Source organism: Zavarzinella sp. (genome assembly GCA_041399155.1).
Classification (GTDB): domain Bacteria; phylum Planctomycetota; class Planctomycetia; order Gemmatales; family Gemmataceae; genus JAWKTI01.
On record JAWKTI010000001.1, the window covers coordinates 223,720 to 249,799 of the forward strand.

Below are 26,080 nucleotides of genomic sequence, written 5' to 3' on the forward strand. Positions count from 1 at the left end.
GTTGCCTTACTTTAAGACTCAAGTTCCTGATCCAGTTTTTCTTTTGAAAAAGCTGCCGGGTCGCATTGTTTGAGAACTTTCAGGAACAAGGCCTGGTTGGCTTTTCCTCTAGTTGGAGCACGGTAATATTTCAACAATGGTGCAAACAATTCCTTTTGAGTTGGGGCAAATTCATCAATGTTCTGCAGAATCTCTTTCATTTCGTAAGGCGATGGAATAGAGATGTTGAACAACACAGGTACAAGTGACTTGATTGCTTCGTCCTGCATACCTTTTATTCGCAGTAATGCCGATGATGCATCGAGTGCATCACGACCCATACCACGACTGATTCGGATTTTCAAAATTGTCGGATTTACCAGGGAGGGGTTAATGTAAGGGGTGGCATCACGGCAGCCTGCAGGAAACGAGGGGAGAGGACGTAGCCCTGGCTGCCCCAGATTCGCGAGCGTTCCCTCAGGCGGTTGGGGCCCCGCGTAAATATTGGTTTGGCCTGGCGATAGCCCAGGTGGCGTTCCTGGCGTTCCCACGGATTAGCTATGAGATCGGGCATGAACAGGCTGAAATAGTCGCACTGTTCGCGTTGCAGCAGAGTAATTTGCGAGAGGTTGTGGCGGAAATGATTCCCCCGCAGACGCACATTTCAGCGCATGGGTTAATTTCATGCAATTGCCAACTCGATGTGCGGTGGCTGGCTGTCAAGGGAAAAATTTTGTTCAACAATTGTCGAACCTGATTCATGGGCTATACTGTATTTATCAAGTTCGCTTTTGTGGGCATGTGGTACTCACTGTATCGCACCTCACGAACGATCCAGAGTGGTAGAGGGAACAGGCCCGTAGAAACCACAGCAACCGGTGAATGATCACCATGGTGCTACCTCCTGCCCGGTTAGCCGGGGAAGATCTGACGTGGGTTCGGCCTGATCAACTTTCAACTGCTGTTAACCATTATAGCAGTAAATGATCATCAGCTATCCGAACAGTTTTCTTCCGGCTGTAACATTACTTCATTGGCTTCCATGGTTTGCCGAGGGAATTGTTGTTATGGTTACCCCCGATTATGCAATTGGTTTGCGATGTCGCGTGTGTGGTAAGTTGTATCCAAAAGAGGCGATCAACTTCTGTAAGGACGACTTCGGTCCGCTGGAAGTGGATTACGATTATGCTGCGATTGCAGCGAACACCAGCAAAGAATTAATGGCCTCCCGCCCCAAAACAATGTGGCGGTACAGCGAACTGCTGCCCATTAATGGCAAGCCCAACGTGGGTGCCCAGGTGGGTGGCACCCCTCTGGTGCGTGCCCCACGGTTAGGGGAGGTACTTGGCCTGAAAAATGTGTGGGTGAAAAACGATGCCGTGAACTTCCCCACCCTGTCCTTCAAGGACCGCGTAGTATCGGTGGCACTGTCGAAAGCCCACGAATTCGGCATGACGATGGTGGGTTGTGCGTCCACGGGGAATCTCGCCAACAGCGTGGCGGCGAATGCCGCCGCTTCCGGCATGAGCACTTATATTCTGGTGCCCGCCAGTCTGGAACGCACCAAAATCCTGGGTACCAGCGTTTACGGGGCCAATGTGGTGGCCTGCGACGGTACCTACGACGAAGTCAACCGCCTCTGCACGCAGATTGCCATGAAGTATGGCTGGGGCTTCGTGAACGTGAATCTCCGCCCATATTATGCGGAAGGTTCCAAAACCTACGGTTACGAAATCGCCGAAGATCTGGGCTGGCGTTTCCCACAGCACGTGGTGTGCCCGATGGCAGGTGGGGCGTTAATCGGCAAAATTCATAAAGCGTTCACCGAACTGCACAAGATTGGCTTTGTTGCGGAGGCACCCACTACAAAAATGTATGGGGCCCAGGCAACTGGCTGTAATCCGATTACCGATGCTGTGAAAACCGGCCGCGAACGCCACAAACCGATCCGCAAACCAGATACCATCTGCAAATCGCTGGCGATTGGCGACCCCGCTGATGGTTATTTTGCCGCCAAACTGATCCGTGAGACCGGTGGGTGGGCAGAAGATGTGACGGATGAAGAAATTATCGAAGGAATGACACTGCTGGCCCGCACGGAAGGCATTTTTGCCGAAACCGCGGGTGGCACCACCGTGGCAGTTGCCAGAAAACTGATTGAACAAGGCCGCTTGCCTGTGGATGAGGAAATTGTGCTGTGCGTGACTGGTAATGGCCTGAAAACGATGGATGCCCTGTATGATGCCATCGAGCAGCCAGTCCACATTAAGCCGTCGCTAGCTGAATTTGAATCGCTGCTGGCAAACGAGCCCGTCGCGGTATAAACCGGGTGGGGTGTTTCCCCGCCTCTCCCACGGAACTTTAGCAAGAAGGATATAATTGGAATGGCCGTGAAAGTAGAAATCCCTCAGCCGTTACGCGAATATACCGATGGTCTGGTGGAAATTGAAGTAACTGGCACCACTGTGCGGGATGCCCTGCAACAGGTGGTGCAGCAATACCCCAACATTGAAAGCCGCCTTTTTGATAATGGTGCCCTGCGGCCGTACATCAATGTGGTCGTGAACGATGAAGATATCCGCTATCTGGATGATCTGGATACCGCTGTCGAAAATGGCCATGTCATTGCCCTGATCCCCGCTGTTGCCGGGGGCTGATCGATATGGACGCACCAGAAGCCGACGATTTTGAGGATAATATTCCCGATGGGGCAGCGGTATTCCCGTTGATCCCTGAAGAATTAGGCATCCACCCACTGCTGCTGGCGGTGCTGCACGCCTATGTGTTCCTGGATGGGTCGGACGAGGGGCTGGTGCATCGTGCGGCAGCGAACGAAGCACTGGAATATCTGGCAGGTTATCTGCAACGTTTACAGGGCACTGAACTGCAACGCACTCAGGAAGACTTTGAAACCCTGATTGGTTACGGCAAAGAAGAAAAATGGCCAAAAACCATGATCCATTTCTTACGCAGTTTCCTTCAGGATAATGGCGTGATGCCAGAATAAGACAACTTTTTCTCCCAACAGAAACAAAGCCCAAATTGCCCCCACTGCGGGGCACGGAATGAAGGTAATGAGCAACGAATCACAAAATCTGGAACGATACTCCCGCCAGACCCGCGTGCCGGGGATTGGCAAACAGGGTCAGGAAAATATTGCCAAGTCCCGCGTGGTCATCTGTGGCTGTGGGGCTCTGGGCACCGTGCTGGCCAACCATCTCGTGCGTGCTGGTGTTGGCTTTGTCCGCATTGTCGATCGCGACTTTGTCGAAATCAGCAATCTGCAGCGACAGGTGCTGTTCGATGAGGCCGATGTGACGGGAAATATGCCGAAATCGGTGGCAGCCGCCAACAAACTGCGTGCAGTGAACTCCAGCATCACCATTGAGCCGATTGTGGCGGATATAGACCGCACCAATATCCTCGATCTGGCAAAAGATGTCGACATGATCATGGATGGCACCGACAACTTTGAGGTGCGGTACCTGATTAACGATACGGCAGTAAAACTCGGTATTCCATGGGTCTTCGGTGGTGCTGTGGGCACGGAAGGCCAAACGATGACCATTATTCCGGGTGAAACCCCCTGTCTGCGGTGCGTCTTTGAAGCATCCCCAGGCCCAGGCGACGTGGGAACCTGCGAAACCGCTGGTGTGTTAGGACCGGCAGTTGCTGTGGTTGCCAGCTATCAGGCGGCAGAAGCATTGAAGATTCTCGCAGGCAAGAAAGAAGCAATTAATCGGGAATTGGTGACGTTTGATCTGTGGACAAACACGAATCGAAGGATCAAGATTGCCCGCCTGCTGGAAAAACGAAACTGTCCGTGCTGTAAACAACGGCAGTTTGAATGGCTTGAAGGCGACCATGGCACCCAGACCACCAGTCTGTGTGGCCGAAATGCGGTGCAGGTTTCCCACCGCAGCAAAAATCAGTTGAACTTCGACGATCTGGCCCGCCAACTGCGGGTATCGGGTGATGTGTCGTTCAACAAGTTTCTGCTGAAGTTCCAATTGACGGAAGCCAATACGCAGTATGAGTTTACGGTATTTACAGATGGCCGTGCCATCATTAAAGGCACCGATGACTGCGACAAAGCCCGCACCCTGTATGCCAAGTACATTGGGCACTAGAGCCAAGGATTTCCTGGCTATTTCTTGATCGTACGGATCTGAATATTCCGAAAATCAATCGGCTGACCTTCCGCCTGCAGGCCAACCGTGCCCTTGGTGGGTTTGAATCCTTCGACATTCCAGGCTTCTTTGCCGTTTACTTTGAAGGTGATCTTGTTGCCGATGCAGGTGACTTCCCAAAGATTCCACTCTCCGGGTGCCTTCATTAATTCTGGAACCCCCTTGGTTTTCGGTGCGGCCATCAGCGACCCACAACTTTTTTCTGCCAGATTAATCTGATTATTGCCACGCAGGAATAATCCGCTGTTGTAGCCTTTTTTCTTGGCACGCCATTCCAGTTTCAATTCGAAATCTTCAAATTCTTCTTCAGAAATCAGGTTGCCATTCCCACCGGACAGTACCAGCATGCCCTCTTCCACTTTCCAGCTTTTGGCAGTGCGATCGTTGGTTTTCCAGCCGGCAAACGTTTTCCCATCAAACAACGGGCGAAACGCAGCATCATCTGCACGCACCGCTGACAGAACGAATAAAGAAACGAAAAATGCTATTTTCATGGTTGAGTCTCCTGCAACAGAACGAGTCTACCTTGGGCCGGTCTGCGAAACAACAAAAAATGAAAGCAGCTTCAGAAGTAGTCCACGATAGCGAGAGAAATTCAGCTATTTTCTGAATCTTGATTGGAGCAGTTGAAATTGATGCGTGATGAAATAGTGGAGCGAATGAGAGTTGAACTCACGACCTCTGCAATGCGAATGCAGCGCTCTCCCAACTGAGCTACCGCCCCATGTGGTTATTATTTCACTGACAGGCAAAATGGCAAGCAGGTTCAAGCGAAACAGGAATCATTTTGAAGAATCGGGTATCGATAACCAATTCTAACCTGGAGTTTGAGATTCTGTTTTCTGTTCCGTGGATTCTCGTTTCTTAATTTCTGCGGTAATGCCACTTGTCGAAGCGATCAATGCTGCAGTTGTTGTTATTCCGCTGGAAACAGTCACGATAAATATTGCGATATTGTTTCGCCAGTATCCCAGAATTAACCAGACAAGAATAATGAATGCAAAAATAATGAGAATGGTCACCTGAATCGTGCGGATCTTCTGCAACTTCGACTTTAATTCCTCTGTGGATGCAGTCTCATTAGAATTTTTCATATTTGTCTTCCCAAGGCGTTAACTGTGTCTGGTCTATGCTGGAGCCAAAGTGATTTAATGGGCTAAACGAGATTATCTCTGCTTGCTTATTCCAGTGGGATCCCTGCTCTTCGCAATTCTTCCCGCTGTTCCGGTTGAGATAATGCGCGAATAAACCAGACGATCTGCCAGATTCGGCTGGTATTGGCTTCCTTTTCTTCCGGTGTGGGCAACAAATGCAAGTGGCTGGGCATGCCCGCACCCGGAATGCCGCAGTAAACGCGGGTATAAATTTCCTCCGGTGCACTGCCCACACGGAAGGTGCCTAATTTAAAATTCCGTGGTTTCAGAATCCCTGCCCACGCATCAAACTGGTAGGGGGCATCCTGACCATAATTAATGTGGCACGAAGCACAGGCACCCTGTTTGGCATCGTTGAACAATTTCGCACCCGCAATTGCCGCCTGAATCTGGCTTTCGCGGGTGGTGTAAGGATTCGGGTCAACCGGAATGGGCGAACGATCGCATTCGGACCAGATTTCGAGGATTTTCTTCGCTTCGGAGGCCAGGTCTGCGGTAATTGTCACTGGGTCGCAGATTTCGTTTTCATTACAGAAGCGTTTCAACAGGCGAAATTCTGCTTCCCCACGGATACTCAGAAAGATGACATAGGAAGTAATTGCCTCAATCTGTGGGGTGGTCAGTACTGTGAAAGCGGGCATGCCTGCACCATCCAGCCCATTGGTAATGGTGCGATGCAGATCGGCACGACGTGGGCGAACTCCCTGAGCAGTCGTTTTCGCGCTGATAAACTTGAAAATGCCACTGCGATAATCTCGTGGGGCTGGGCTCAGACCCACGCCCGCAGGTCCATCGCCCCCACCTGTTTCGCCGTGGCACTGCTGACAATAGGTCTGGTACAGGCTGCGGCCCATCGTCAGCTGATTTGTTTCCACCTGCAGTTCGTTCACCCAGCCATCGGCCTGGGCACTATCAGAAACCAGCGTTTTCATTGTTTTGATCGCAGTTTCAACGAACTCAATTGTTGCTTCATCGGCGGTTTTCTTCAAAGCGGCCAATTCATTCAGATGCTTGTCTAATTGTTCTTTACCCGGTACCACGTGCGGTGCTGCCTGGGTGCCAAACACCTGTCTCATTCCTGTTTCCAGTCCGGGCACCAGTTTCGGAAGCAATTCTTCTGGAAAGTGGTCGAACTTACGTGCGTTCAGGATATTCCCACTCCGCACTTCAGAATCGAGTAATTTTTGATCCCCCACACGTTGTTCGGTGGGGATCTGCAACCAGTTCAGCGGGGAAAGATTGCCCGCACTAGGCCCACGTGGGGCTCCTTTTGGGGTATTCACCACCAGCCAACCGGTACGTAACGGATAGGTGGCGTCCGATTCGACCTTTGCCATCCGTGCGGTTGGTTTCCAGCAGCCAAGCAGCACCAGCATGGTGGTGGCACAGAGCCCCAGACCCACCCAACGTGGGAGAAATAAACTCGAATTCTTTGAACGTAACGACATGGCAGCAATCTATTAATGGCGTGACATCCATTATTTTAAGAACTTCCTCGTTGGAACAAACCAGTCTAATTTCTGTGGGGTAGAATTTTCTTACTTTCAGGAAAATTTCTCTGCTAAGCCTGTAAAATAGTTGAGAATCCCCACTTGAAAGCAGCAGAAAAAGAGGAAAAGATTGAACAGTCGTTTATTCGTAAGAATATTGTCGTTTCATCTGCTGCTGGCCACATCCGGTTGGGCACAGGACAGGATTCTCGATAATCCCGTGCTCGCTCAGTTGGAAAGTGCCCGACAACTGGCCGCTGCTGCAAAGTGGACTGAATCGCTCAGTGCATTTCAAAAAATTCTCGACACTGCACCCAACGAACTTGTTCCTGCCGATCAGCGTCACCATTTGCAGGCACGGTGGGAGGTTCATCGCTACATATCACTTTTTCCGACGGAAACATTAGCGGTTTATCGAAACCGACTGGATGGTCAGGTACAGAATCTGTTGAAGACAGCCTTGACTGAGAAAAATGATGCCTCCCTGCAGGATATTGTGGGGCGTTTTTTTTGTGCCACACCTACGGAACAAGCAATCAAGGAACTGGCAAGGCGTGCCACCCAACGTGGGGATCTGCTGGCAGCAGAACAATACTGGCATTGGTTGTTGCCACGCACCGCAGGTGAATCGAGCTTGCGATTTCCTAATCCGCAAACACCTGCAGCACAAGCACTTGCGGAAATTATTTTCATCCAGATCATTCGAGGCGAACTGCCCCAGGCCCAGTTGCACCTGGACAAGTTAAAGCAAACGGCTCCGGAAGCAACTGGTAAACTATGGCGTCAGGAAGGAAAACTGGTTGAACTGCTGCGGGTTCACCTGAAAAATGCATCGAAACTGGCACTGCCTGTTGACCGAACCCGTGTGGATCGTACCACTTTTGGTGGGTTTGTTGACCGAAATGCCACTCAAGTCGAAAGTTTGCCTTATTATTTTGCAGAATCGCCTGCGTGGGAAGTTCCTCTGCCACTGCCATTCAAGAATCCTGAGATTTTTCCAGACAATACCCCACACCATCCACGTGCGGTGGGTTTTCACCCGCTGGTCTTTGAAGATGAACTTTTTTTTGCATCCAACGCCCGCCTGGTGGGGATACCATTGCAAAAGCCAGAAACGACAATTCATTATCACGATCAAGCGATTATTGAAAATTCATTTCCCAGCGATCACCCCCAGCCCACCACGCTAAGCAGGGTGGATGATCGGCTGTTGGCCAACATGGGTGGGAAACTGGCCGTACCTCTCAATCTGGATGCCGATCAGTCGATCAGTTACATCGCCTGCTTTGGGAAGGTGAACGACGGCCCCAAACGTAAGTTGCTTTGGAAATTGTCCCCACCGAAAAGTGATTCGGTTCGCATCTGGACTGGCTGCCCGGTCTACCACAATACCCGCTTGTATGCCACTTTCTGGACCGAAGAAGGCACGGGCGGCAGTCACCACGTTGCGTGCTACACCTGGAACGAGGATGAATCCCCACCAATACTACTGTGGGAAAAGAAGTTGCAACAAATCAGGGATCGTCTGGACGAGCCGATTTCACAGTTGCAACTGACGATTTCTGGCAACACTTTAATCGTTACACCGGGTGCGGGGATCGTTTTTGGTCTGGAAGCTCTGAGCGGCAACTTTCTCTGGCAACATCACTACCCACAACGGGACGATAACATCGTCATGGTGCGGGATACCTGCCCGGCCCTTGTTGCGGAAGAACAGGTGTTTCTTGCCCCACCGGATGCGGAACGGTTAATTTGCCTGAATCTGCACACAGGAGCGTTACGGTGGGAATTAACTGAAGTGCACGTATACCAGATGCTGGGTGTTGCTCATAATCGGTTGATTACTACCTTCCGTGGCGGACTTCCAGGTATCCGTGGGATTTCGATTTTTTCTGGTGCTGATTCTGGTGATACCGGCTGGACCATCCACGATCCTAACGGTTCGCATACTTTTGGACGTGGGCTGTTATCCCACGATACGGTGCTGTGGCCCACCAAAAATGCATTGCATTTCCTCGATCCAGCAACAGGAAAGACGCAGCGAGCTTCCATTCGTAAATCTTTTGGAAATCTATACTTACATCGAAATCGTCTGTTGTCTATCGATGCAGTTAGCCTGGCAAGTTATCAGTGGGAAGCGTTTGATGCACCAGAAAAGAACCTGCAATCAACTGTTCCAGGTTCCCCACAGTGGAAAGATATCTTCAATGCTGCCACCGCACGCGACTTAGAACAGTGTCTGCAAGTCACACCAGATCTGCCACTGACTCTTCAGTGGGATCTCGTGCAACGCTATCTGCAGTTACGGGGTCGGTTGCCTGAACTGCCTGCAACAATTGATCCCCGCATCAAACTATTGGCAGGCACGAACAGCGATATCCCCACTGATTCACCACTGTTTTCTATTCGTGATGAACAGGGCATTCCCAGACGGTATTCGGATTGGGCAGCTCCTAAGAAATTGACCACGAAACCGGATTTAAAAAAGATTCATTTCGTATCAGGGGCGGTCGTTCCCCCGACGAGAACACCATTAGATGTGCTGAAACAGGAACAGACTGTGGTTAAGAACGGCATGTTCAACACAAAGACCTATCCGTTGGGCATCCCACTTTCGGGAAATGGTCCCCTGGCTGTACAGCGTGGGCAGCAAGTGGATTTTCTGGATCAGAACCGACTGATTGAACTGGATTTTGCAGCGGAAAGCACGCACGGCGATGTAGAGCAATGCCTGATCGTGGGCCCGCAGGGCGTTGCTGCGTGTAACCTGCAAACAGGCAAACTGTTATGGCAGATTCTGGCCAATTCTCTACCCGTTTTTCATGCGGGAAACTACTTCGCACCAGAACGGGAAACCAATTCTGCTTTTTTGTTGGTGGCACAAAACCAGCAGCAATTGTGCTTCTTTTGCCACAATCAACGTTCGGTGGTGATCTATGATCGAACTACGGGGAATTTGCTTGGGCACTTACGGATAGAAAATGATGTTTATGAGCATTTTCAATCGGCGACACTGCTCGAAAATAGACAATTACTGACAGTTGATACCACTGGGAAAGTGGTATGCTGGGACCTGACGCACACTGTTCCCAAAGAAATCTGGTACAAAAAATTCCCACGTGGGCAAGCGGTATGCCATGCTATTGATGGTGATATCGCCATATTGTCATTCAGCAATCTGATCGCCAGCCTGCAAACCAAAGCAGGCAAATTGAACTGGCAGCTATCATTCGACAACGAATTTGACCATGCTGGTGCCCCAGCAGGCATCATCGATTCTAACTGGGGCATTCTGGTGCTGGAAAAACGCAATTATGGCGTTGTTGCCAATCTGATCTCCCGCCAAACGGGCAAAAAACTGTGGCAGGAAGAAGTCTATCTGGGCATTCAGGTACACGATATTCAATTGCAGCAACAATTTGCCACTTTCATTACCGATACCCATGTTGGCCAACTGGACTTGATTCCTGGCAAACGTACCTGGCGGCAACTGCTGCCCCAGGCGGAGAAATATACGCAGATTCATTGGGCCAACCAATCGCTGATTCTTACGCCAAAAGCACTTACGCCAAATCAGGGAACTGGTTACTGGGCAGACCATCTCGCACAATGGCTGATTCATCGCCAGTGGTTTCGCATCCTGGAATTCCCACTATTGGGATGGGACGATCACCCACTTCCCGTGCAGGTGGTGCAGCCCGCAACCGGGAAAATGGAAGCGATTTCAAAACTGCTTGCAGGTGGGCCGGAATTGGTCATAAAATTCCCATCTGGCAGGAAAGAAATGGTGCTGATGACGAATCGGGCGATTCACCGATTTCCGGCACCGTTGCCCATACCGACCAACAAGGAAACGCCATGACTGTGACTGAGGGGACAATCGAAGAGTTTGCCGATCTGGATGCCGCCGACCAGTTGCGTCGCACGGCAGAACGGGTGCTGGCTGAGTGCCGCAAAGTCATTGTGGGGCAGAATGATGTGTTAGAGCAACTGCTCATTGCTTTACTGGCACGTGGCCACTGCCTGCTTGTGGGGGTGCCTGGACTGGCGAAAACACTGATGATCCGCACGCTGGCCGAGGCAATGGAACTCACTTTCAACCGGATACAGTTTACTCCCGACCTGATGCCTTCCGATGTTACTGGTACGGAAATTCTGCAGGATGATCCGGTTTCCGGTACCCGTGGCTTTCAGTTTTTCCGTGGGCCGTTGTTTTCCAATGTGCTGCTGGCCGACGAAATCAACCGCACCCCACCCAAAACGCAATCTGCACTGTTGGAAGCGATGGCCGAACGCCAGGTAACCGTCAGTGGGACACGACACACGTTGCCAGATCCTTTTTTTGTACTGGCGACGCAGAATCCAATTGAGCAGGAAGGCACCTACCCATTGCCAGAAGCCCAACTCGACCGCTTTATGTTCAATGTGCTGGTTGATTACCCCAGTGAAGATGAAGAATATCTCATTGTTGAAGCGACCACCAAGCCAAAGAAGGCATTAATTGAACGTGTTGTCAGTGGGCCGGAATTGCTGGAAATGCAGCAATTGGTGCTGAAGGTTCCTGCGGCACCGCATGTCATTCGTTATGCGATGCAGTTGGCACGTGCCACACGCAAAAATTCGGAAACCCCTGGCAGTGAACTGATCCGGGAATATGTCACCTGGGGTGCAGGCCCACGTGCCAGCCAATACCTGATACTGGCTGGGAAAGCACGTGCGTTACTGCATGGCCGCACGTATGTCAGCACGGATGATATTAAGAAAGTTGCACTGCCCGTTCTGCGTCATCGCATCTTAACCAATTTTAATGCTGAAGCGGATGGCATTACTTCAGACAATATTGTGGAAAAATTATTGCAGGCCATTCCCACATCCAGTGGGGGATAGCAGGGTCTGGAAATGAACCATCCATTGTTCGTTTATGGCACTTTACTCAGTAGTTCGTCACATCCGATGAGTAACTATTTAGCCAGCAGGGCCACATTGCTGGGTGCTGCCCGCCTGCACTGTGCCTGTTTATACGATCTTGGAACATACCCGGCAATTCAGTTCACCAATCAGGTAACCTCACCAGTTGTGGGTGAACTTTATCAGCTTCACGAAGATCAATTTGCCGAAACTATTGCTGCGCTAGATAGTTATGAAGGGATTGGCCCAGCTAGTACCATACCTGACTTATATGAAAGGCTTGTGGTATCCGTAGAGTTCAACCGCAGCACGTGCCAGGCCTGGACTTACGTCATGCACAGCATCCCAGAAAGTGCCGTGTTGGTTCCCACTGGGGACTATTCAACATGGCACCGAGTATGAAATAATTTTCATACTTAACCTTTCTTGTGACATCCTGACATTCGCCTGATTGTTATTTGTCCAGAATATCCAAAATAGTTCCCATTGACTCAAGTAATTACCTTAAAAGAACTTGCGACGAAGTACTTTTGAAATTTCTCGCTCACAGTACAACAAAATTCCTGATTTTAACCTTACCGTGGATATATGATATGTGCGTGAAAAAACGTACATGCTGTGGTTTGTGTCGATGTCGGAACCTGTTGCATCCATACCGCAGGGTGAAATTTTTCTCATTTTCAAACAATTGTTTGAAAGTCTCTTGTGTAATTTCACGCCACAGATTACGATTGAAAAATTAGCGGATCGTATTCACGATCCCTCTTTTCTCATCATTTCAGGAGAATTAGTCGTGTCGAAAAAGTATCATCGTTCCGGCTTCACATTGATCGAATTATTGGTGGTGATTGCAATTATCGCAATCCTGATTGGCTTGCTCTTGCCCGCAGTTCAGAAAGTTCGGGAAGCTGCTAACCGCAGTAAGTGTACCAATAATCTCAAACAACTTGGCATTGGGATGCACGCCCACAACGATGGCGTGGGAACTTTGCCACAAGGGCAGTACAACAATTTTTATTCCAACGATGCCCCATGGATACGTGGCTGCTGGGTGCAACCATTGTTGCCATACATCGAACAGGATAATCTTTACCGACTGTATGAAGCATCTGTCGCCATCAATGGTAACTGGGCATTACTGGCACCGGACAAGCAAACCCTCATCCCGACTCTAATGTGCCCATCAGATCCGAACAGCCCCAAAACAGATACGCTCGATGGCAACACAGTTACCTATCCCACAGGTGCCACAGCATCGCAGAAGCAGGGGATGCACACCAACTATGTGGTGTGTGCTGGTTCAACCACTTATAGTGCTAACGGACAGAACATGAATGGTATGTTCTTTGTCAAATCCCGTACGCGGTTATCTGATGTTACCGATGGCCTGTCAAACACCATCATGGTGGGCGAAATCAACGTGGTTCGCGATACTAACCGCAACGATCTACGAGGCCGATACAGTAATTCCTGGGAAGGGAACAACTGGTTCAGCACCTTTGGCCCACCGAATACCCCCACGCCCGACGTGCAGAGTTATCAGGGCATCACTACCCCACGTGCACCGATTGTGAATGCTGGTGCGGTGGTACTCTATACCCGCAGCCATCATACAGGTGGCGTGAATGTGTGCCTGGGCGATGGTTCCTGCCGCTTTGTGCGAAACTCGGTAACACCTACAGCCTTTAATGCAATGGGCAGCCGCAATGGTGGGGAAGTCAATTCGATTGATTGATTTTGAAAAGTTGCATTTCTATTCGGAAACTGATTGAATGCACAAACAGTGAATGTTCGTCACAGCCACAAGCTTCAACTATTTGATCCCTTTCAGTGCCTTTTCTGCCAGTGGCTTGTACTGTGCGGGAACTTTGTCCATTGAATCAACGGTGGTGGTTTTACCGTTGTCTTCAATAACAATGCTGTCTGCCACGGGTGAACCGGTTTCTTTCGAACCTGCCACGCTGACTTTCACACCATTGGAAGTAACAATGGCGGTGAAGCTATCGCCAGAAATCTGAACCTGCATCGATTCCTGGGCAATGTTTGCACCTTGAGGGAAAGCAGGGATGGGTGGTGCAACAACTGGAGGCACAGGAAAGACAGGTGCAAAGCCACCTGGCAGGTTACCAGGATTGATCGGAATCACCTGAATACCTGGGAATGGTGCCGCCATTGGTTCCTCTTTCACTTCAGGAAGTTTTACATCCTTGATGGTTTCTTTTTTCCCTTTTCGAAGCACCACAATATCAACTGCAGTATCTGGCTTGATCTCATCAATATTCTTCTTGAATGCTGCAGGATCGTTGGGCACCGCTTTGCCATTCACTTCCAGAATAATATCGTGGGGCTTGATACCCGCTTTCCCAGCAACAGATTGTGCTGGAACATCTTTCGCAATCAGACCACGGTCCACTGGCAGGTCGAGTTGATTGATCAGTGTTTCGTTGGGGCGATCCACGGTAATACCCAGACGGCCTTGTCCACCGATGGGTGCAAATGGATTAAACGCCTGCATCCCGTTTGGTCCATTGATGATGATCCGGCCCTGCACGCCACCACCTGGGAAAACAGGCGCTGCTACGCCAGGTTGCTGTGGCATTTTTTGCATCAGCTGCTGAATACGCTGCATCATTTCCGCCTGCATTTTTTCCAGATCAATCCGCATTTTGTCAAAGTCGTCGCGGATTTCTCCCTGCTGAACAGGTGGCTTCGGTGCGTCTACCTTGGGAGCTTCTTTTTCTTCTTTTTTCGGTGCAGGTGGTGCAGCCACAATTTCTGTGGTAGGTTGCAGAGCAATTCCACCCAACACCAGGGCTGTCGTACCTACGACACCTGCGAACACACCACGCCATAGCTTCGACATCTTCGTTTGCATTTTTTTCTCCGACTTCACTAACATTTCGATCCTCCGATATAACTGGGAACGACCGTGGGACATTCCCATAGCAAGTGCGGGCATTCGCCCTGCCTGGGAATACATCAACAACATTTCTGCATAAGCCACTGGAGCTAGCTTTTCACCTAATGCCAGGCGATCTGCAAGCATTTCCTGAGCTACGCGCATTTCGCGTACCAGCCAGTGTCCCCACGGAAAGATCCAGAAAACAGTTTGATACACCCCAGCCAGCAACAGGCGGGCAGGGTCTTTTCTTTCCAGGTGACTCACTTCGTGGCGAATCACCCCCTCTAACTGCTGCGGTTGAAACAGCAGATCAAGCGACAGCACCACTCGTGGCTTCCAGATGCCAAAGCAACTGGCACCACGGATGACGTGGGAAACATGAAAATCATATTTTCGCAACGTCAGTGTGCGGGCAATTTCTTCGCACCGTGCCCGATAAACAGGTGGGATGGGTAACGAATGCTTCCAGATACGCTGTACCTGAACGGCAGCCCAGATCATCCGCACCGCACCCACCAGCAAGCCAACCAGGTAAATTGCCACAACGACATGCCACCAGGTAACTTGCGTTGATTCTTTCAGCGCAGGTGGTGCGGCAACATAACCCGCTTGTACTTTCTCATCAATTTGCTTTGGTGCGAGCGTTTGCAATCGATGAGCGTTCTTTAACTTTTCTCCTGGTGGCACGGCAATCTGAGGTATTCCATTCAACATTGGTGCGTTCTCGTTCATCACCAATTGATTGGGAAACAAAACCGTCACGGGTGATGCAACGATGAGAGAACTATCATCTTTTCCGGTAGCAGGTGGCACTTCAGCTGTCTGCTGGACTGCAATCGTTCCAGTCACAACAGGAATTTTCCAGATCGCGGGCAACGCACAAAGCAACAACGCACCCAGCGTGGCCAACATGGTGCAGGTTGACCAGAAAACGCGGTGAATCGGTTGCCGCAACAGGTAACGCACTCCCCACCAACCCAGTAAAGAGATGGTGGCAGTGGCTAGCAATGCCTGGACGGCACCGTGGTAGTGATTAATGAGAAAATCAGTCACAGTTCGCCCCCGTCTGGTCCGCACGTGCGGCAGCAATCATTGCTGAAATCTTTTCCAATTCTTCTGCTGGGATTTTTTCAGCCCGAATCAGGGTCATCATTAAGTTGGTGGCGGCACCATCAAACACGCGATCCAGAAACCGCGTTGCCGATTCCTCTCGACTGTATCGTGCGGTATAGATGAACGTGCGGCCTTCCACCGCATAGTCGACCAGATTCTTGGTCTGCATGATCCGCAACAATGTCTGCACCGTGTTGTAGGCAATCGGTTCGATCATATTTGCCTGCATCTGCAGGTGGACCTGCCGCACACTGGACGCACCGTGATCCCACAGGACCTTCAGGATTTCCAGTTCACGTCCAGTGGGAGAGGGAAGCTCGTTCACCATTTTCACCTAACTCTTTAAGACTTAGGTATTGTAACCGCCCCACATGTGGTGTCAAGTGGGTTGTTACAATCCAGGCGACGTGGCAGAATTGGTAAGATGAGAGATTGCTGTGTAAGGCATTTGCTGAGGAAAAAATGAGAATCTGGACATTAAGTTTGGGACTGCTTGCGATTTTCTGTGCCTTCGCGGGCGATGAACCACTCGCAGTGAATGAAGAAACAGTCGTCGTGAAAACCAACGGCGAAGAAGTACGGGGATCACTGAAAAATGCCACTTTTCATTTAAAAACACCCTACGGCTCCCAGGAATTCGAAGGAAAATTCATCAAAAAGATTGTTTTTCGCGATGGTGACAGCGATTCCGGCCACGATTCGATTGAGCTGATTGACGAAGAGCACTTTTCGGGCAAACTCGTGGAAGACAAGATCGAAATTCTGCAGAAAAACGGCCCGATCTCCTTATCAACTAAAGAGTTACGGCAATTACGCACCACGCGAGGTTCAGAACAGACCATGTGGGCAATTCTGCTCGGTCTGGTGATGCTGGCAGCAATGGAAATTGTTTTAGGGATCGATAATTTGGTATTTTTGGCAATCATCGCTGCAAAATTGCCCCAGGAGCAGCAGCCAAAGGCACGCAGACTGGGCCTGATCATCGCTTTAGTTTCGCGGTTACTGCTTCTGGCATCACTTTCGTTTCTGCTGGGTTTAACCAAACCGCTCTTTACCATTCCCCAGCTCCCACTGCTGACTGGGTTGGAAGCCAGGGAAATCTCCACACGGGATTTAATTCTGCTGGTCGGTGGGGCATTCCTCATTTTCAAAAGTGTCAGTGAAATCCACGAAAAGATCGAGCACGCACGCCAGCCCAAAGATCAACAGACGGTGGGCAAAGCATCATTTGTTTCGGTGCTGGTGCAGATTGCCATCTTGGACATCATTTTCTCACTCGATTCGGTGATCACAGCACTGGGGATGGTGGAAGATATCTGGGTGATGGTGGTAGCGATGATTATTGCGATGGGAGTAATGATGGCATTTGCAGAAACGATCAGCAATTTCGTCGCCCGACACGCTACCTTAAAAATTCTAGCCCTGGCATTTCTGATTCTGATTGGCGTGTTGCTGGTGGCAGAAGGAATGGGCCAGCACATGAATAAAGGCTACATCTACTTTGCGATGGGCTTTTCTTTGCTGATCGAACTGATCAATATGCGAATCCGACCTGGAAAAAAAGAAGTGATTCCAGAAACTGCCAAGGCAATTTGATTGTTATCATCTTTTTCATGGCAAGGGTCGATTTCATCCATAGCCCGCAGCGTAAGCAAGGGTTTGAACAATGTTGTATTTTCTTCATAGCCCGCAGCGTAAGCAAGGGTTTGTGTAATATGAACCCTTGCTTACGCTTCGGGCTATGAAGACAAGAGCCATGAAGACAAGACGTTAAAAATAAATTCCATGAGGTAATCAACGATGATTTACCACATCATCTGGACAACATACGGCACATGGTTGCATGGTGATGAGCGTGGCTCCCTGAAAAAAGGAATACCAATTATTCAACCGCCTGATCCGAGCGTTGTTGAAGCAATGCGAACGAAGATGACTGCTGAAAAGGTATTGCTATCTAAAAGCCAGCAGTTAATCGTCACAGATACAATTGTCGAAGTTTGCAAATGGAAACAATGGCAGCTATTTGCGTTGGCAGTAGTTGTCAACCATGTCCACATTGTCTTGGCTTCTGATAAGGAAGGAAAGCAAACTCACAATCAACTGAAGGCCTGGTGTTCACGACGGTTAACAGAAACGCTTACAGAGCACAACATTAAACAGGGATTCGAACAACCAAAAAAGTGGTTCACCGAACGTGGGTATATCAGAATTATCGAAAATGAAACTTATTTGGAAGAAGCTGTGAAATATGTAGAAGCTCAAAAGATGCCCGAAGTGTAAGCAAGGGACAGTTAATGAATGTGCATTGACTTCATAGCCCGAAGCGTAAGCAAGGGTTTGATAATGAATGTGTATTGTCTTCATAGCGTAAGCAAGGGTTCACATAACTTAAACCCTTGCTTACGCTGCGGGCTATACAAGGCAAGAATTAGTAGCAACAGGAACAAATACACGCTTTCAGCCAACTAAGTTGTCGTGAGTGTTTCGTAGTTCACACTTTGGCTTGTGCAATGATACCCCCCAGAAAGAAGTGAAGGCGCGGGAGTAACTCCAACAGGGACTCGCAACCCGTTGGCTCCCGCGCCCATCGTGGAGGGAGAATATTGGTTTTTGGACCAACTTCACATGTCGGGACTCGCAACCGACATGAGATTAAGTATCAGCAACTGGTGTGCCAATTGACTTTGTTGGTGGGATAATTTCAAATTCACGCACGTTTTCTGGCACAAAATTTGTATTTTCATTGTTCTGGGCAAAAAAGACTGTTGCAAAATAATACATAGTGTTGCATTTTGCAACAGTTGCCTTGTTCAATATTGCAACAGGGCTGCTGGGATGAACGGCCTTTTTTCACGAGCATCCCACCACAAATTATGGTAGCATCAACCCAGATGATTGTTGATTTGTGGTAGCATAGTGTACAAATATTTCTTAGATACGGCCTTCGTTTGTTCCATTGTTCTTTGGGCTTCTGGGACCATGTGGGGCCAACAGCAGGCACCGATTGATTTTGGGAAAGAAATCCAGCCGATCTTTGTTACGAAGTGCTATGCCTGCCATGGGCCTGCGGAAGCGAAAGGGGGGCTGCGTTTTGACCGCCGCTCTGACGCACTTCGAGGTGGGGAGAATGGTCCGGTAATTGTGCCCCACGGTGCGGCAAAAAGCGAGCTTCTACTTCGGGTATCCAGTAAGGATGCCAGCGAACGGATGCCACCAAAAGGGGAAGCCCTATCTCCACGCGAGCTGGAATTGCTGCAGAAATGGCTTGACGCTGGTGCGAACTGGCCAGATGAATTTGCCGACAACACCCAATGGTGGTCACTCAAAGGCTTAAAGGAAGTCCCGCCACCGGAAGTTTCTGCAGCAGGGCAGGTGTGGGCAAATACTCCTGTAGATCGTTTCATCTGGCAGGAACTGGCGAAAAAGAACCTACAGCCAGCACCCGAAGCCACCCGCACAACATTGATTCGGCGTTTATCTTTTGATCTGCTTGGTTTGCCACCTACGCCAGAACAGGTGCAGTTGTTTCTGAATGATCCCGCACCCGATGCTTACGAAAAGCTGGTGGAACGATTATTGGCTTCGCCACATTACGGTGAACGGTGGGCCCGACATTGGCTGGATCTGGTACATTATGGCGATACCCATGGGTACGACAAAGACAAACCACGCCCGAATGCCTGGCCCTACCGCGATTATGTCATCCGGGCATTGAATGCGGACAAACCCTACGCTCGATTCATTCAGGAACAACTCGCTGGCGATGCCATGTTCCCGGGAACTGTGGACGGGATTGAGGCATTAGGCTTTATTGCTGCAGGTCCGTGGGACTTCATTGGCCATGCCGAAGTTCCTGAATCGAAGATTGATGGCAGGATTGCCCGCCACCTTGATCGAGATGATATGGTCGCCACCACGATGATGACCTTCAACAGCCTGACCGTGCAGTGTGCGAATTGCCACCACCACAAGTTCGATCCGATTTCTCAGCAAGATTATTACCAGCTCCAGGCGGTATTCGCCGCACTCGACCGTGCAGATCGCCCGTATGATCGCGACCCACAAATTGCCAGGCAACGTGGGGAACTGAATGCCCAGTTGAACACCATTCTTCGCACGATTGCTGAATATGAAAATAAAATGAAAGCCCAAAGCAAGGGTGCGTGGGATCAACTTCAGCAGCAATTACAGGCAAAGCCGCACGTTGAGGGGAATGTGCGGGCCGAATTCGGCTACCACAGTAAAATTGAGGCCAAACAGGAATCCGAAAAGTGGGTCGAAATTGATCTTGGTTCCGATATCACCATCGATCAGATTGTGCTGCACCCATGTTTCGATGATTTCAACAAGATCGGTGCGGGCTTTGGTTTTCCGGTGCGATTTCTGGTTGAAGTTCGCACGTCAAATGAGAAGGAAAACGAATATCGCGTTGTGGGGGACTTTTCCAAAACCGATCTGCTCAACCCCGGCTTACAACCAGTTACGATTGCAGTTTCTGCGAAGCAGACTCGGTTCATTCGTGTCCGTGCGACAAAATTAGCCCCACGTCAGAACGATTTTATTTTCGCAATGGCCGAAGTGGAGGCTTTTTCCGGCTCCAAACTGATTTCCTCTGGCAAAGCGGTGCGGGCACTTGATTCGATCGAAGCTCCCCCACGGTGGCAGAAAAAGAACCTGACCGATGGCGTTTTCGCCAAAGCGGCAGTACCCACAGAATCGGTACAGAAACTGAGGCAACGCCTGCAAGAGTTGGCCATTTCAATTCTGGGTGAGGCTGGCTGGCAGGAATACCAGCAACTGCAGGCAAAAATAACAGAGACTCGACAATCGCTGGCGAAATTGCCCCCACCCCAGATGGTCTATGCCGGCACCGTGCATCAGGGCAATGGTGCCTTTCGTGGTACGGGTCCGGAAGGCAATCCTCGCCCCATATATCTGTTGAACCGTGGCGATATTCGCCAACCAGGTAAAGAAGTGGCACCCGGGGCAATCACTCAGATTCAACTGGCGAATAATCCGTTTCCAATTGCCGAAAACCAGCCCGAATCAGCACGTCGGGTGGCATTAGCCAAATGGCTGACAGCAACCGACAACCCACTCACGTGGCGATCAATGGCGAATCGTGTGTGGATGTACCATTTTGGCGAAGGTTTGGTTTCCACACCAAACGATTTCGGCAAAATGGGACAGTTGCCCACCCACCCCGAATTACTGGATTGGCTGGCTTGCGAGTTGCGAAGAACGCAATCGATCAAGCACCTGCACCGCGTGTTGGTGTTATCATCCACCTACCGCCAGCAAGTGGTTGCCAATGCCGCTGCCGAACGGGTGGATGCCAGCAATCGACTTTATTGGCGGATGAATCGAAGAAAACTGGAAGCCGAGGCGGTGCGTGATTCGATTCTTGCCATGGCTGGGAAATTACGCCAGGAAATGGGTGGGCCGGCATTTCAGGATTTTCAGGTCGAAAAGCCGCAACATTCCCCACACTACCAATATCATCTGGCGAATGTGGCAGACCCAAACCTGCACCGCAGAAGTATTTACCGTTTTCTGGTGCGATCGCAACAACAACCACTGATGACGGTGCTGGACTGTGCCGATCCTTCGATGCAGGTAGAAAAACGGAGTGAAACCCAGTCCCCACTGCAAGCACTTGCACTATTGAACGACCGTTTGATTCTTGCCATGGTGCAGCACTTCGCAGATCGCTTAAAGGCAGAACGTCCCACGTTACGTGGGCAGTTGCAATATGCCTGGGAATTGGCATTTGCCCGCACCCCCACGGAAATGGAATTACAGGCTCTGGAAAATTACACTCAGCAACATGGTTTGGAAAATGCGTGCCGTGTGCTGACAAATCTTAATGAATTTATTTTCATCGATTAAAATCGATGATGTGTAATTTAATGACATGTGATTAATTGATCGGAAAATCGATCAACTATCAGGCAGTTTCACTTGGTTTGCTGATTTCCAGCAACAATTGTTTCGCCAGTTTGAACGAATTCTTGATGGTATTCATTCGCACTTCCATCTGGCCTTCGGTAAAAATTCTGCCCGCTTCCGCTTTCGGTAGCCCCGCCAGTTCCAGCGTCAGTGGCAGCAGTTGCATAAACTCTTTCATTTTGGCTTGTTGTAGATCGGCAGACATGAAGACCTCGTGATTAATGAAGTTTAAAGAACACCCTTGGTCGAAGGAATCGCGTTCGACCGCGGGTCAAATTCAATGGCGAACCGCAATGCCTGGGCAATTGCCTTAAAGCTGGCTTCCAGAATATGGTGGGCGTTCGTGCCATGGTGCAGCACCACGTGCAGATTGAATAATCCTGCAGAAGAAACTGCCCGCCAGAATTCTTCCCCAAGGGAAGAATGAAATTGTCCTAATGTTTCGTTGGGCACTACTACTTTCCAGATGAGGTACGGCCGACCGCTCAAATCGATCGCAGCCGTTACCATGCTATCATCCATTGGCAGCGTGCGATCCCCATATCGGCGAATGCCCTGCTTGGTTCCGAGTGCCTGCACCAGTGCTTTCCCAAAACAGATTCCCACATCCTCAACAGTGTGGTGGGCATCAATGTGCAGGTCGCCAGTGCAATGCACGGTCAGGTCAATCAGGCTGTGTTTCGCCAGGTGGGTCAGCATGTGGTCGAAAAAGCCCACTCCAGTTGCCACGGTTGCCGCACCGGTGCCATCCAGATTAATGGATAATTGGATGTCGGTTTCCTGCGTTTTTCTGCTGATTTCGGCAACACGCTGCATCGGTATCTCAAAACCTCGACAATGCTTCAGAAATGAATCTTAAGTTATCTTACACGAAGCCAGAATCGTTGTCAGTTCCTGCACAAAGAAATCGATCTGCTCATCAGTACCAATGGTCACTCGCAGACCATCGCCATGTTCGCCATAATTCATGTAGCGAATCAGGATGCCCCGCTGTTTCAGTGCCTGGTAGATTGGCTCCACCGGTTGATCGGTGCGGGTGCACCAGAGAAAATTGGCGTGGCTTTCCGTGACCTGGAAGCCCAGATTTTCCATAATTGGCTGCAAACGGGTGCGGGTGTTGCGAATTTTCTGCCGCACCTGGGCCATGTAGTCCTGATCCTGAATTGCTGCCGTAGCTGCTGCCAGCGACATCACATCACAGTTGTACGAATCTTTGACCTTTTCGCACTCATGGATCACAGACGGATCGGCAATGGCAAACCCAAAGCGAATCCCCGCCAGCGAGTACGATTTACTGAATGACCGCGTGACAATGATTCGTTTCGAAGCTAGTTGCAGGCCATTGCTGTCGGCGAAATCGGCGTATGCTTCATCCAGCACCAATGGCGACAATTCGGCAATCTGCCGCAGGCTGGCGTGGGAAACCATTGTTCCTGATGGTGAATTGGGATTAGGCACCAGGGTCAGGTGGGCCTGTTGAACGGGCCACGGATCGGGAAGTTGCCAGTCTGAGGTGAACGGCACCTGCACAAAACGTGCCCCCTGAATCTCTGCCAGCGTGCGATAGAGAATATAGCTTGGTGTGGGGGAAACCATCAGGCCTTTTTCGGGCACATATACTCGCGTCAGGATGGTTAGCAGATCGTCCGAGCCGTTTCCAATCAGAATGGAATTTGGATCGATGTTCAGCACCTGGGCCGCTGCCTGCCGAAAAGTATCCCCACGTGGTTCGGGGTACTTACGCAGGCGATCTGGCGTTAATGCTTCCTGAATCGCCGTAAATACATGCGGTGAAGGAGGATAGGGATTTTCGTTTGTATTGAGTTTTAATATTTGCTGCCCACGTGGCTGCTCGCCAGGTGTGTAACCACGCATCGACAAAACATTTTCACGAATATCAGACATTGCCGCCGATTCCCTCTTCCCACATTCGATTAATTTATGATAGGGGCCCAAACTACGCTGTGTTCCGCTTCCTGCAGTCCAGACGATCTGAATATCTCTGTAGAGTTAATTTCTTCACAAAACCTGTTCGGGAACTACCCAGAAGAATTGAACAAGCTTGGCCATTTTTTTCTCATTCAATGGCAATAAATGTCCAAGTCTTGATCGTGATCACCTTCAAAATGTGGATTTGTGGGAAAATGTTCGCAATTTTTCAATGGCACAAAAATTGCAGATTTAGCAGTCTAGTTAGTTAATTGAGATTTGTCACCATGTCTGAACGAAGAACTGCTTTTACCTTAATCGAACTTTTGGTTGTCATCGCAATCATTGCTATTTTGATTGGTTTATTATTGCCTGCCGTACAAAAAGTAAGGGAAGCAGCCAACCGGATTTCCTGCCAGAACAATATCAAGCAAATTGTGCTCGCCATGCACAACTATGAAAACGCGAATGGCAATTTACCAAATTCGAAGCGAACTGAAGCGAATGCAATTCCGGGAGTAGCGGGTGCACGCAGTTGGGCACTTGATCTATTTCCATATCTGGAACAGGGTAATATGGTTGGTGGAACAAGTGGTTTTAACCTAGCACTGAACTGGTGGGAACAAGGTGATCCAGTAGCAGAAACAGGAATAGTGATGACACATGTGAAAATCATGCAATGCCCATCTGCACCCAATCCAAAGCGTTTTCAGGACAAAAACGATTCTCCACCACGCAAGAAAGGCGCTACAACCGATTATTTTCTGCCGGAAGGAGTCCATTCAGATATGAATATTGAACTGGTCGCACTTGGTCTGCCACCATTAAGTAATTCTCCAACATCACTTTATGGAGTAATGCGACCTGTTCCCGAACCTCAATCTACTTTTGCAATGGTGACAGATGGATTATCTAATACCATCTTGATTGGTGAGTGTGCAGGGCGAGAGGATGTCTGGAGGGATGGCAAAATGACACCTGCAGTAGCCAACAAATCATTATCTAACTGCGCTCGAGCACAAGGAGGGGCTTGGGCAACTAACGATAATCCGTACGAAATCGGCCGAAGGAGATTATGGTGTACTGGAGCGTTAACCACACCATATGGTGGTCAGATGAGAATAAATGCAACGAACGAACACAGCTTTTTGTTTTATAGTTTTCATCCAGGTGTTGCGGTATTTGGTCTTGCAGATGGTTCAATTAGAACCATGACGACAAACACTTCACTCTGGACGTTGAGCGCTTTAACTACTCGAGCAGGCGGCGAAACAGTTACCTTCGATTAGTACACAGACGAAGATAGTTGATGAGATTGCACTAAGATCAAAATTCCAACAACTATTCCAGTGGATTCGAGCAGATTTTACCCTGCACGTGGGATGATCAGGCTTAAAAAGAACCCATAAATTGCCGACAAAAGAATCCCTGCCAGGCTGCCGAACAGAAATGAGTTTAGCAGCCCACGGGATATATTTTTCACAACGACCTGCGCTGGCAATTTGCGTGCCTGTTTGATTCCAATGATGGCACCTGCGAATGCACCAGCCACTGCACCTCCGGAAACAATGCCAGCCATTAAATAGCCAGCAGTCAATCGTGAAAATTCTCTCATCAAAATTGCCGCACCAATCGGTGCGGTCAGACCCGCCACGGAGCCCACAAAGGAAAACATAATCACCCACTTCCGGCTGGGTTGGTTTTTCATCAAATATTGCCTCTGGTATCAAACCGACTGCAAATTAAGCATCATGTACATCGAGAACTTGTTCGATGCCGAGAAACATATCGGTGACTAGACAAACGAGTTTGTTTTCAGCATTGTATCCAAAAAATGATGGATAAGTGCCATCCCCACCCCACGTGTGGAACAGGATGATATTCGCTCCAGATACCGAATCAAAACAATAGTTACCCGAAATCCCACTGTTCTCTGCCAATGCATCTTCAAAACGGTGGTAGTATTTATCGTATTTGTTGTGTTTAGCTTGTTTCCTGAGAAACCTGGCGATTTTATGGTCCATCAAACAGCCATGTGCACTGTCAACTGAAAAGCAATCGGGCTTCGTCTCTAGCCATAACACAGGATTGCCTTCACTGAAACTAACCAAAACTAACGCAACATCCTCCTTAATCAAGGACAACATTACGGGATAAGCTCCAGGCGGTACCCTTACTGTAAAGGGCTTGCTGAATGGATCAAGAAAAGGATCAGTAACAACGATACGGCCAGTAGGCAGTATAAGAGTACCAGCATCGACGATACGAGTAGTGACACATTCACCGTCACAGGTGTGGAATTGATACCCTTCAATGAAGGCATTCCAGAGAGAATTGCTGGGTAGTTCCATCGGGATTCTCATTTTGATCGAATGTAATGTGGATTTCCAGTCACTTGCGGTCAGTCAGCCCCTCCACCTCTGGTATCAAACCGACCGCAAATTAAGCATCATGTGCATCGAAAAG

24 protein-coding genes, 1 tRNA gene and 1 riboswitch are annotated in these 26,080 nt (G+C 49.6%); of the genes, 12 read left to right on the forward strand and 13 right to left on the reverse strand.

The window, feature by feature from the left end; genetic code table 11:
* Positions 1–11: 11 nt before the first annotated feature.
* Both R3B84_00990 and R3B84_00995 read right to left on the reverse strand, forming a co-directional pair.
* Entirely contained in the window at positions 12–320 is a 309-nt protein-coding gene (locus R3B84_00990; GenBank protein MEZ6139122.1) for a hypothetical protein, read from the reverse strand.
* A gap of 35 nt (positions 321–355) precedes the next feature.
* On the reverse strand, positions 356–640 hold the full coding sequence (locus R3B84_00995) for a hypothetical protein (protein ID MEZ6139123.1): 285 nt from the start codon (positions 638–640) through the stop codon (positions 356–358).
* A 166-nt stretch (positions 641–806) separates the two neighbouring features.
* Positions 807–911, forward strand: a riboswitch (SAM riboswitch).
* A 135-nt stretch (positions 912–1,046) separates the two neighbouring features.
* Between R3B84_00995 and thrC the strand changes: the two genes are divergently transcribed.
* The 4 genes from thrC (at position 1,047) to R3B84_01015 (ending at position 4,109) form a co-directional block, all read left to right on the forward strand.
* Entirely contained in the window at positions 1,047–2,303 is a 1,257-nt protein-coding gene (gene thrC / locus R3B84_01000; GenBank protein ID MEZ6139124.1) for a threonine synthase, read from the forward strand.
* A gap of 60 nt (positions 2,304–2,363) precedes the next feature.
* The gene (locus R3B84_01005) at positions 2,364–2,636 is read left to right on the forward strand and encodes a ubiquitin-like small modifier protein 1 (protein MEZ6139125.1); all 273 of its coding nucleotides are present in this window, start codon (positions 2,364–2,366) and stop codon (positions 2,634–2,636) included.
* Positions 2,637–2,641: 5 nt separating this feature from the next.
* On the forward strand, positions 2,642–2,986 hold the full coding sequence (locus R3B84_01010; GenBank protein ID MEZ6139126.1) for a hypothetical protein: 345 nt from the start codon (positions 2,642–2,644) through the stop codon (positions 2,984–2,986).
* A 67-nt stretch (positions 2,987–3,053) separates the two neighbouring features.
* On the forward strand, positions 3,054–4,109 hold the full coding sequence (locus R3B84_01015) for a ThiF family adenylyltransferase (GenBank protein ID MEZ6139127.1): 1,056 nt from the start codon (positions 3,054–3,056) through the stop codon (positions 4,107–4,109).
* Positions 4,110–4,126: 17 nt separating this feature from the next.
* Here the strand turns inward: R3B84_01015 and R3B84_01020 are convergent, their stop codons facing one another.
* From R3B84_01020 to R3B84_01035, 4 genes are all read right to left on the reverse strand, one after another.
* A complete protein-coding gene (locus tag R3B84_01020; protein MEZ6139128.1) occupies positions 4,127–4,663 on the reverse strand; it encodes a DUF1080 domain-containing protein in 537 nt (178 codons plus the stop codon).
* Positions 4,664–4,820: 157 nt separating this feature from the next.
* Positions 4,821–4,893: transfer RNA gene (locus R3B84_01025), tRNA-Ala, on the reverse strand.
* 91 nt (positions 4,894–4,984) lie between these two features.
* The gene (locus tag R3B84_01030; protein MEZ6139129.1) at positions 4,985–5,263 is read right to left on the reverse strand and encodes a hypothetical protein; all 279 of its coding nucleotides are present in this window, start codon (positions 5,261–5,263) and stop codon (positions 4,985–4,987) included.
* Between the two features lie 86 nt (positions 5,264–5,349).
* Positions 5,350–6,771, reverse strand: coding sequence for a c-type cytochrome (locus tag R3B84_01035; GenBank protein ID MEZ6139130.1), 1,422 nt, complete (start codon positions 6,769–6,771; stop codon positions 5,350–5,352).
* Positions 6,772–6,943: 172 nt separating this feature from the next.
* Here R3B84_01035 and R3B84_01040 point away from each other — a divergent pair, with 172 nt between their 5' ends.
* The 4 genes from R3B84_01040 to R3B84_01055 all read left to right on the forward strand — a co-directional run bounded on the left by R3B84_01040 (position 6,944) and on the right by R3B84_01055 (position 13,456).
* Positions 6,944–10,675, forward strand: coding sequence for a PQQ-binding-like beta-propeller repeat protein (locus tag R3B84_01040; GenBank protein ID MEZ6139131.1), 3,732 nt, complete (start codon positions 6,944–6,946; stop codon positions 10,673–10,675).
* On the forward strand, positions 10,672–11,700 hold the full coding sequence (locus R3B84_01045; protein MEZ6139132.1) for a MoxR family ATPase: 1,029 nt from the start codon (positions 10,672–10,674) through the stop codon (positions 11,698–11,700). Before R3B84_01040 ends, R3B84_01045 begins: the two co-directional genes overlap by 4 nt.
* A 12-nt stretch (positions 11,701–11,712) precedes the next feature.
* Positions 11,713–12,123, forward strand: coding sequence for a gamma-glutamylcyclotransferase family protein (locus R3B84_01050; protein MEZ6139133.1), 411 nt, complete (start codon positions 11,713–11,715; stop codon positions 12,121–12,123).
* A 391-nt stretch (positions 12,124–12,514) separates the two neighbouring features.
* Positions 12,515–13,456: a DUF1559 domain-containing protein gene (locus tag R3B84_01055; protein MEZ6139134.1), complete on the forward strand. Its 942-nt coding sequence runs from the start codon at positions 12,515–12,517 to the stop codon at positions 13,454–13,456.
* 78 nt (positions 13,457–13,534) lie between these two features.
* Here R3B84_01055 and R3B84_01060 read toward each other — a convergent pair whose 3' ends face one another.
* Both R3B84_01060 and R3B84_01065 read right to left on the reverse strand, forming a co-directional pair.
* Positions 13,535–15,676 carry a M56 family metallopeptidase gene (locus R3B84_01060; protein MEZ6139135.1) on the reverse strand — a complete coding sequence of 714 codons (2,142 nt, stop codon included), beginning with the start codon at positions 15,674–15,676 and terminating at the stop codon, positions 13,535–13,537.
* Positions 15,669–16,064, reverse strand: coding sequence for a BlaI/MecI/CopY family transcriptional regulator (locus tag R3B84_01065; GenBank protein ID MEZ6139136.1), 396 nt, complete (start codon positions 16,062–16,064; stop codon positions 15,669–15,671). The genes R3B84_01060 and R3B84_01065 overlap by 8 nt, the downstream gene beginning before the upstream one ends.
* A 134-nt stretch (positions 16,065–16,198) precedes the next feature.
* Between R3B84_01065 and R3B84_01070 the strand changes: the two genes are divergently transcribed.
* The 3 genes from R3B84_01070 to R3B84_01080 all read left to right on the forward strand — a co-directional run bounded on the left by R3B84_01070 (position 16,199) and on the right by R3B84_01080 (position 21,625).
* Positions 16,199–17,332, forward strand: a complete 1,134-nt coding sequence (locus R3B84_01070; GenBank protein MEZ6139137.1) for a TerC family protein — start codon at positions 16,199–16,201, stop codon at positions 17,330–17,332.
* Between the two features lie 204 nt (positions 17,333–17,536).
* Positions 17,537–18,016, forward strand: a complete 480-nt coding sequence (locus tag R3B84_01075; GenBank protein MEZ6139138.1) for a transposase — start codon at positions 17,537–17,539, stop codon at positions 18,014–18,016.
* 699 nt (positions 18,017–18,715) lie between these two features.
* Positions 18,716–21,625, forward strand: coding sequence for a DUF1549 domain-containing protein (locus R3B84_01080; GenBank protein ID MEZ6139139.1), 2,910 nt, complete (start codon positions 18,716–18,718; stop codon positions 21,623–21,625).
* Between the two features lie 58 nt (positions 21,626–21,683).
* Here R3B84_01080 and R3B84_01085 read toward each other — a convergent pair whose 3' ends face one another.
* The 3 genes from R3B84_01085 to hisC are packed head-to-tail and all read right to left on the reverse strand — an operon-like array spanning position 21,684 to position 23,590.
* Positions 21,684–21,890 carry a hypothetical protein gene (locus R3B84_01085; protein ID MEZ6139140.1) on the reverse strand — a complete coding sequence of 69 codons (207 nt, stop codon included), beginning with the start codon at positions 21,888–21,890 and terminating at the stop codon, positions 21,684–21,686.
* Between the two features lie 23 nt (positions 21,891–21,913).
* Positions 21,914–22,501: an imidazoleglycerol-phosphate dehydratase HisB gene (gene hisB, locus R3B84_01090; protein MEZ6139141.1), complete on the reverse strand. Its 588-nt coding sequence runs from the start codon at positions 22,499–22,501 to the stop codon at positions 21,914–21,916.
* A gap of 39 nt (positions 22,502–22,540) precedes the next feature.
* A complete protein-coding gene (gene hisC, locus R3B84_01095) occupies positions 22,541–23,590 on the reverse strand; it encodes a histidinol-phosphate transaminase (GenBank protein ID MEZ6139142.1) in 1,050 nt (349 codons plus the stop codon).
* 311 nt (positions 23,591–23,901) lie between these two features.
* On the opposite strand from hisC, the gene R3B84_01100 reads away from it, so the two are divergent.
* On the forward strand, positions 23,902–24,903 hold the full coding sequence (locus R3B84_01100; protein MEZ6139143.1) for a DUF1559 domain-containing protein: 1,002 nt from the start codon (positions 23,902–23,904) through the stop codon (positions 24,901–24,903).
* 77 nt (positions 24,904–24,980) lie between these two features.
* On the opposite strand, the gene R3B84_01105 is transcribed toward R3B84_01100, so the two are convergent.
* A complete protein-coding gene (locus R3B84_01105) occupies positions 24,981–25,322 on the reverse strand; it encodes a hypothetical protein (protein ID MEZ6139144.1) in 342 nt (113 codons plus the stop codon).
* A gap of 34 nt (positions 25,323–25,356) precedes the next feature.
* On the reverse strand, positions 25,357–25,965 hold the full coding sequence (locus R3B84_01110; protein MEZ6139145.1) for a DUF4241 domain-containing protein: 609 nt from the start codon (positions 25,963–25,965) through the stop codon (positions 25,357–25,359).
* Between the last annotated feature and the right edge of the window lie 115 nt (positions 25,966–26,080).

What these genes read in the sequence shown, in the direction of transcription:
- R3B84_00990 (MEZ6139122.1), bottom strand. Translation starts at nt 320, where the DNA reads ATGGGTCGTGATGCACTCGATGCATCATCGGCATTACTGCGAATAAAA.
- thrC (MEZ6139124.1), top strand. Translation starts at nt 1,047, where the DNA reads ATGGTTACCCCCGATTATGCAATTGGTTTGCGATGTCGCGTGTGTGGT.
- R3B84_01005 (MEZ6139125.1), top strand. Translation starts at nt 2,364, where the DNA reads ATGGCCGTGAAAGTAGAAATCCCTCAGCCGTTACGCGAATATACCGAT.
- R3B84_01010 (MEZ6139126.1), top strand. Translation starts at nt 2,642, where the DNA reads ATGGACGCACCAGAAGCCGACGATTTTGAGGATAATATTCCCGATGGG.
- R3B84_01015 (MEZ6139127.1), top strand. Translation starts at nt 3,054, where the DNA reads ATGAGCAACGAATCACAAAATCTGGAACGATACTCCCGCCAGACCCGC.
- R3B84_01020 (MEZ6139128.1), bottom strand. Translation starts at nt 4,663, where the DNA reads ATGAAAATAGCATTTTTCGTTTCTTTATTCGTTCTGTCAGCGGTGCGT.
- R3B84_01030 (MEZ6139129.1), bottom strand. Translation starts at nt 5,263, where the DNA reads ATGAAAAATTCTAATGAGACTGCATCCACAGAGGAATTAAAGTCGAAG.
- R3B84_01035 (MEZ6139130.1), bottom strand. Translation starts at nt 6,771, where the DNA reads ATGTCGTTACGTTCAAAGAATTCGAGTTTATTTCTCCCACGTTGGGTG.
- R3B84_01045 (MEZ6139132.1), top strand. Translation starts at nt 10,672, where the DNA reads ATGACTGTGACTGAGGGGACAATCGAAGAGTTTGCCGATCTGGATGCC.
- R3B84_01050 (MEZ6139133.1), top strand. Translation starts at nt 11,713, where the DNA reads ATGAACCATCCATTGTTCGTTTATGGCACTTTACTCAGTAGTTCGTCA.
- R3B84_01065 (MEZ6139136.1), bottom strand. Translation starts at nt 16,064, where the DNA reads ATGGTGAACGAGCTTCCCTCTCCCACTGGACGTGAACTGGAAATCCTG.
- R3B84_01070 (MEZ6139137.1), top strand. Translation starts at nt 16,199, where the DNA reads ATGAGAATCTGGACATTAAGTTTGGGACTGCTTGCGATTTTCTGTGCC.
- R3B84_01075 (MEZ6139138.1), top strand. Translation starts at nt 17,537, where the DNA reads ATGATTTACCACATCATCTGGACAACATACGGCACATGGTTGCATGGT.
- R3B84_01080 (MEZ6139139.1), top strand. Translation starts at nt 18,716, where the DNA reads ATGTGGGGCCAACAGCAGGCACCGATTGATTTTGGGAAAGAAATCCAG.
- R3B84_01085 (MEZ6139140.1), bottom strand. Translation starts at nt 21,890, where the DNA reads ATGTCTGCCGATCTACAACAAGCCAAAATGAAAGAGTTTATGCAACTG.
- hisB (MEZ6139141.1), bottom strand. Translation starts at nt 22,501, where the DNA reads ATGCAGCGTGTTGCCGAAATCAGCAGAAAAACGCAGGAAACCGACATC.
- hisC (MEZ6139142.1), bottom strand. Translation starts at nt 23,590, where the DNA reads ATGTCTGATATTCGTGAAAATGTTTTGTCGATGCGTGGTTACACACCT.
- R3B84_01100 (MEZ6139143.1), top strand. Translation starts at nt 23,902, where the DNA reads ATGTCTGAACGAAGAACTGCTTTTACCTTAATCGAACTTTTGGTTGTC.
- R3B84_01105 (MEZ6139144.1), bottom strand. Translation starts at nt 25,322, where the DNA reads ATGAAAAACCAACCCAGCCGGAAGTGGGTGATTATGTTTTCCTTTGTG.
- R3B84_01110 (MEZ6139145.1), bottom strand. Translation starts at nt 25,965, where the DNA reads ATGGAACTACCCAGCAATTCTCTCTGGAATGCCTTCATTGAAGGGTAT.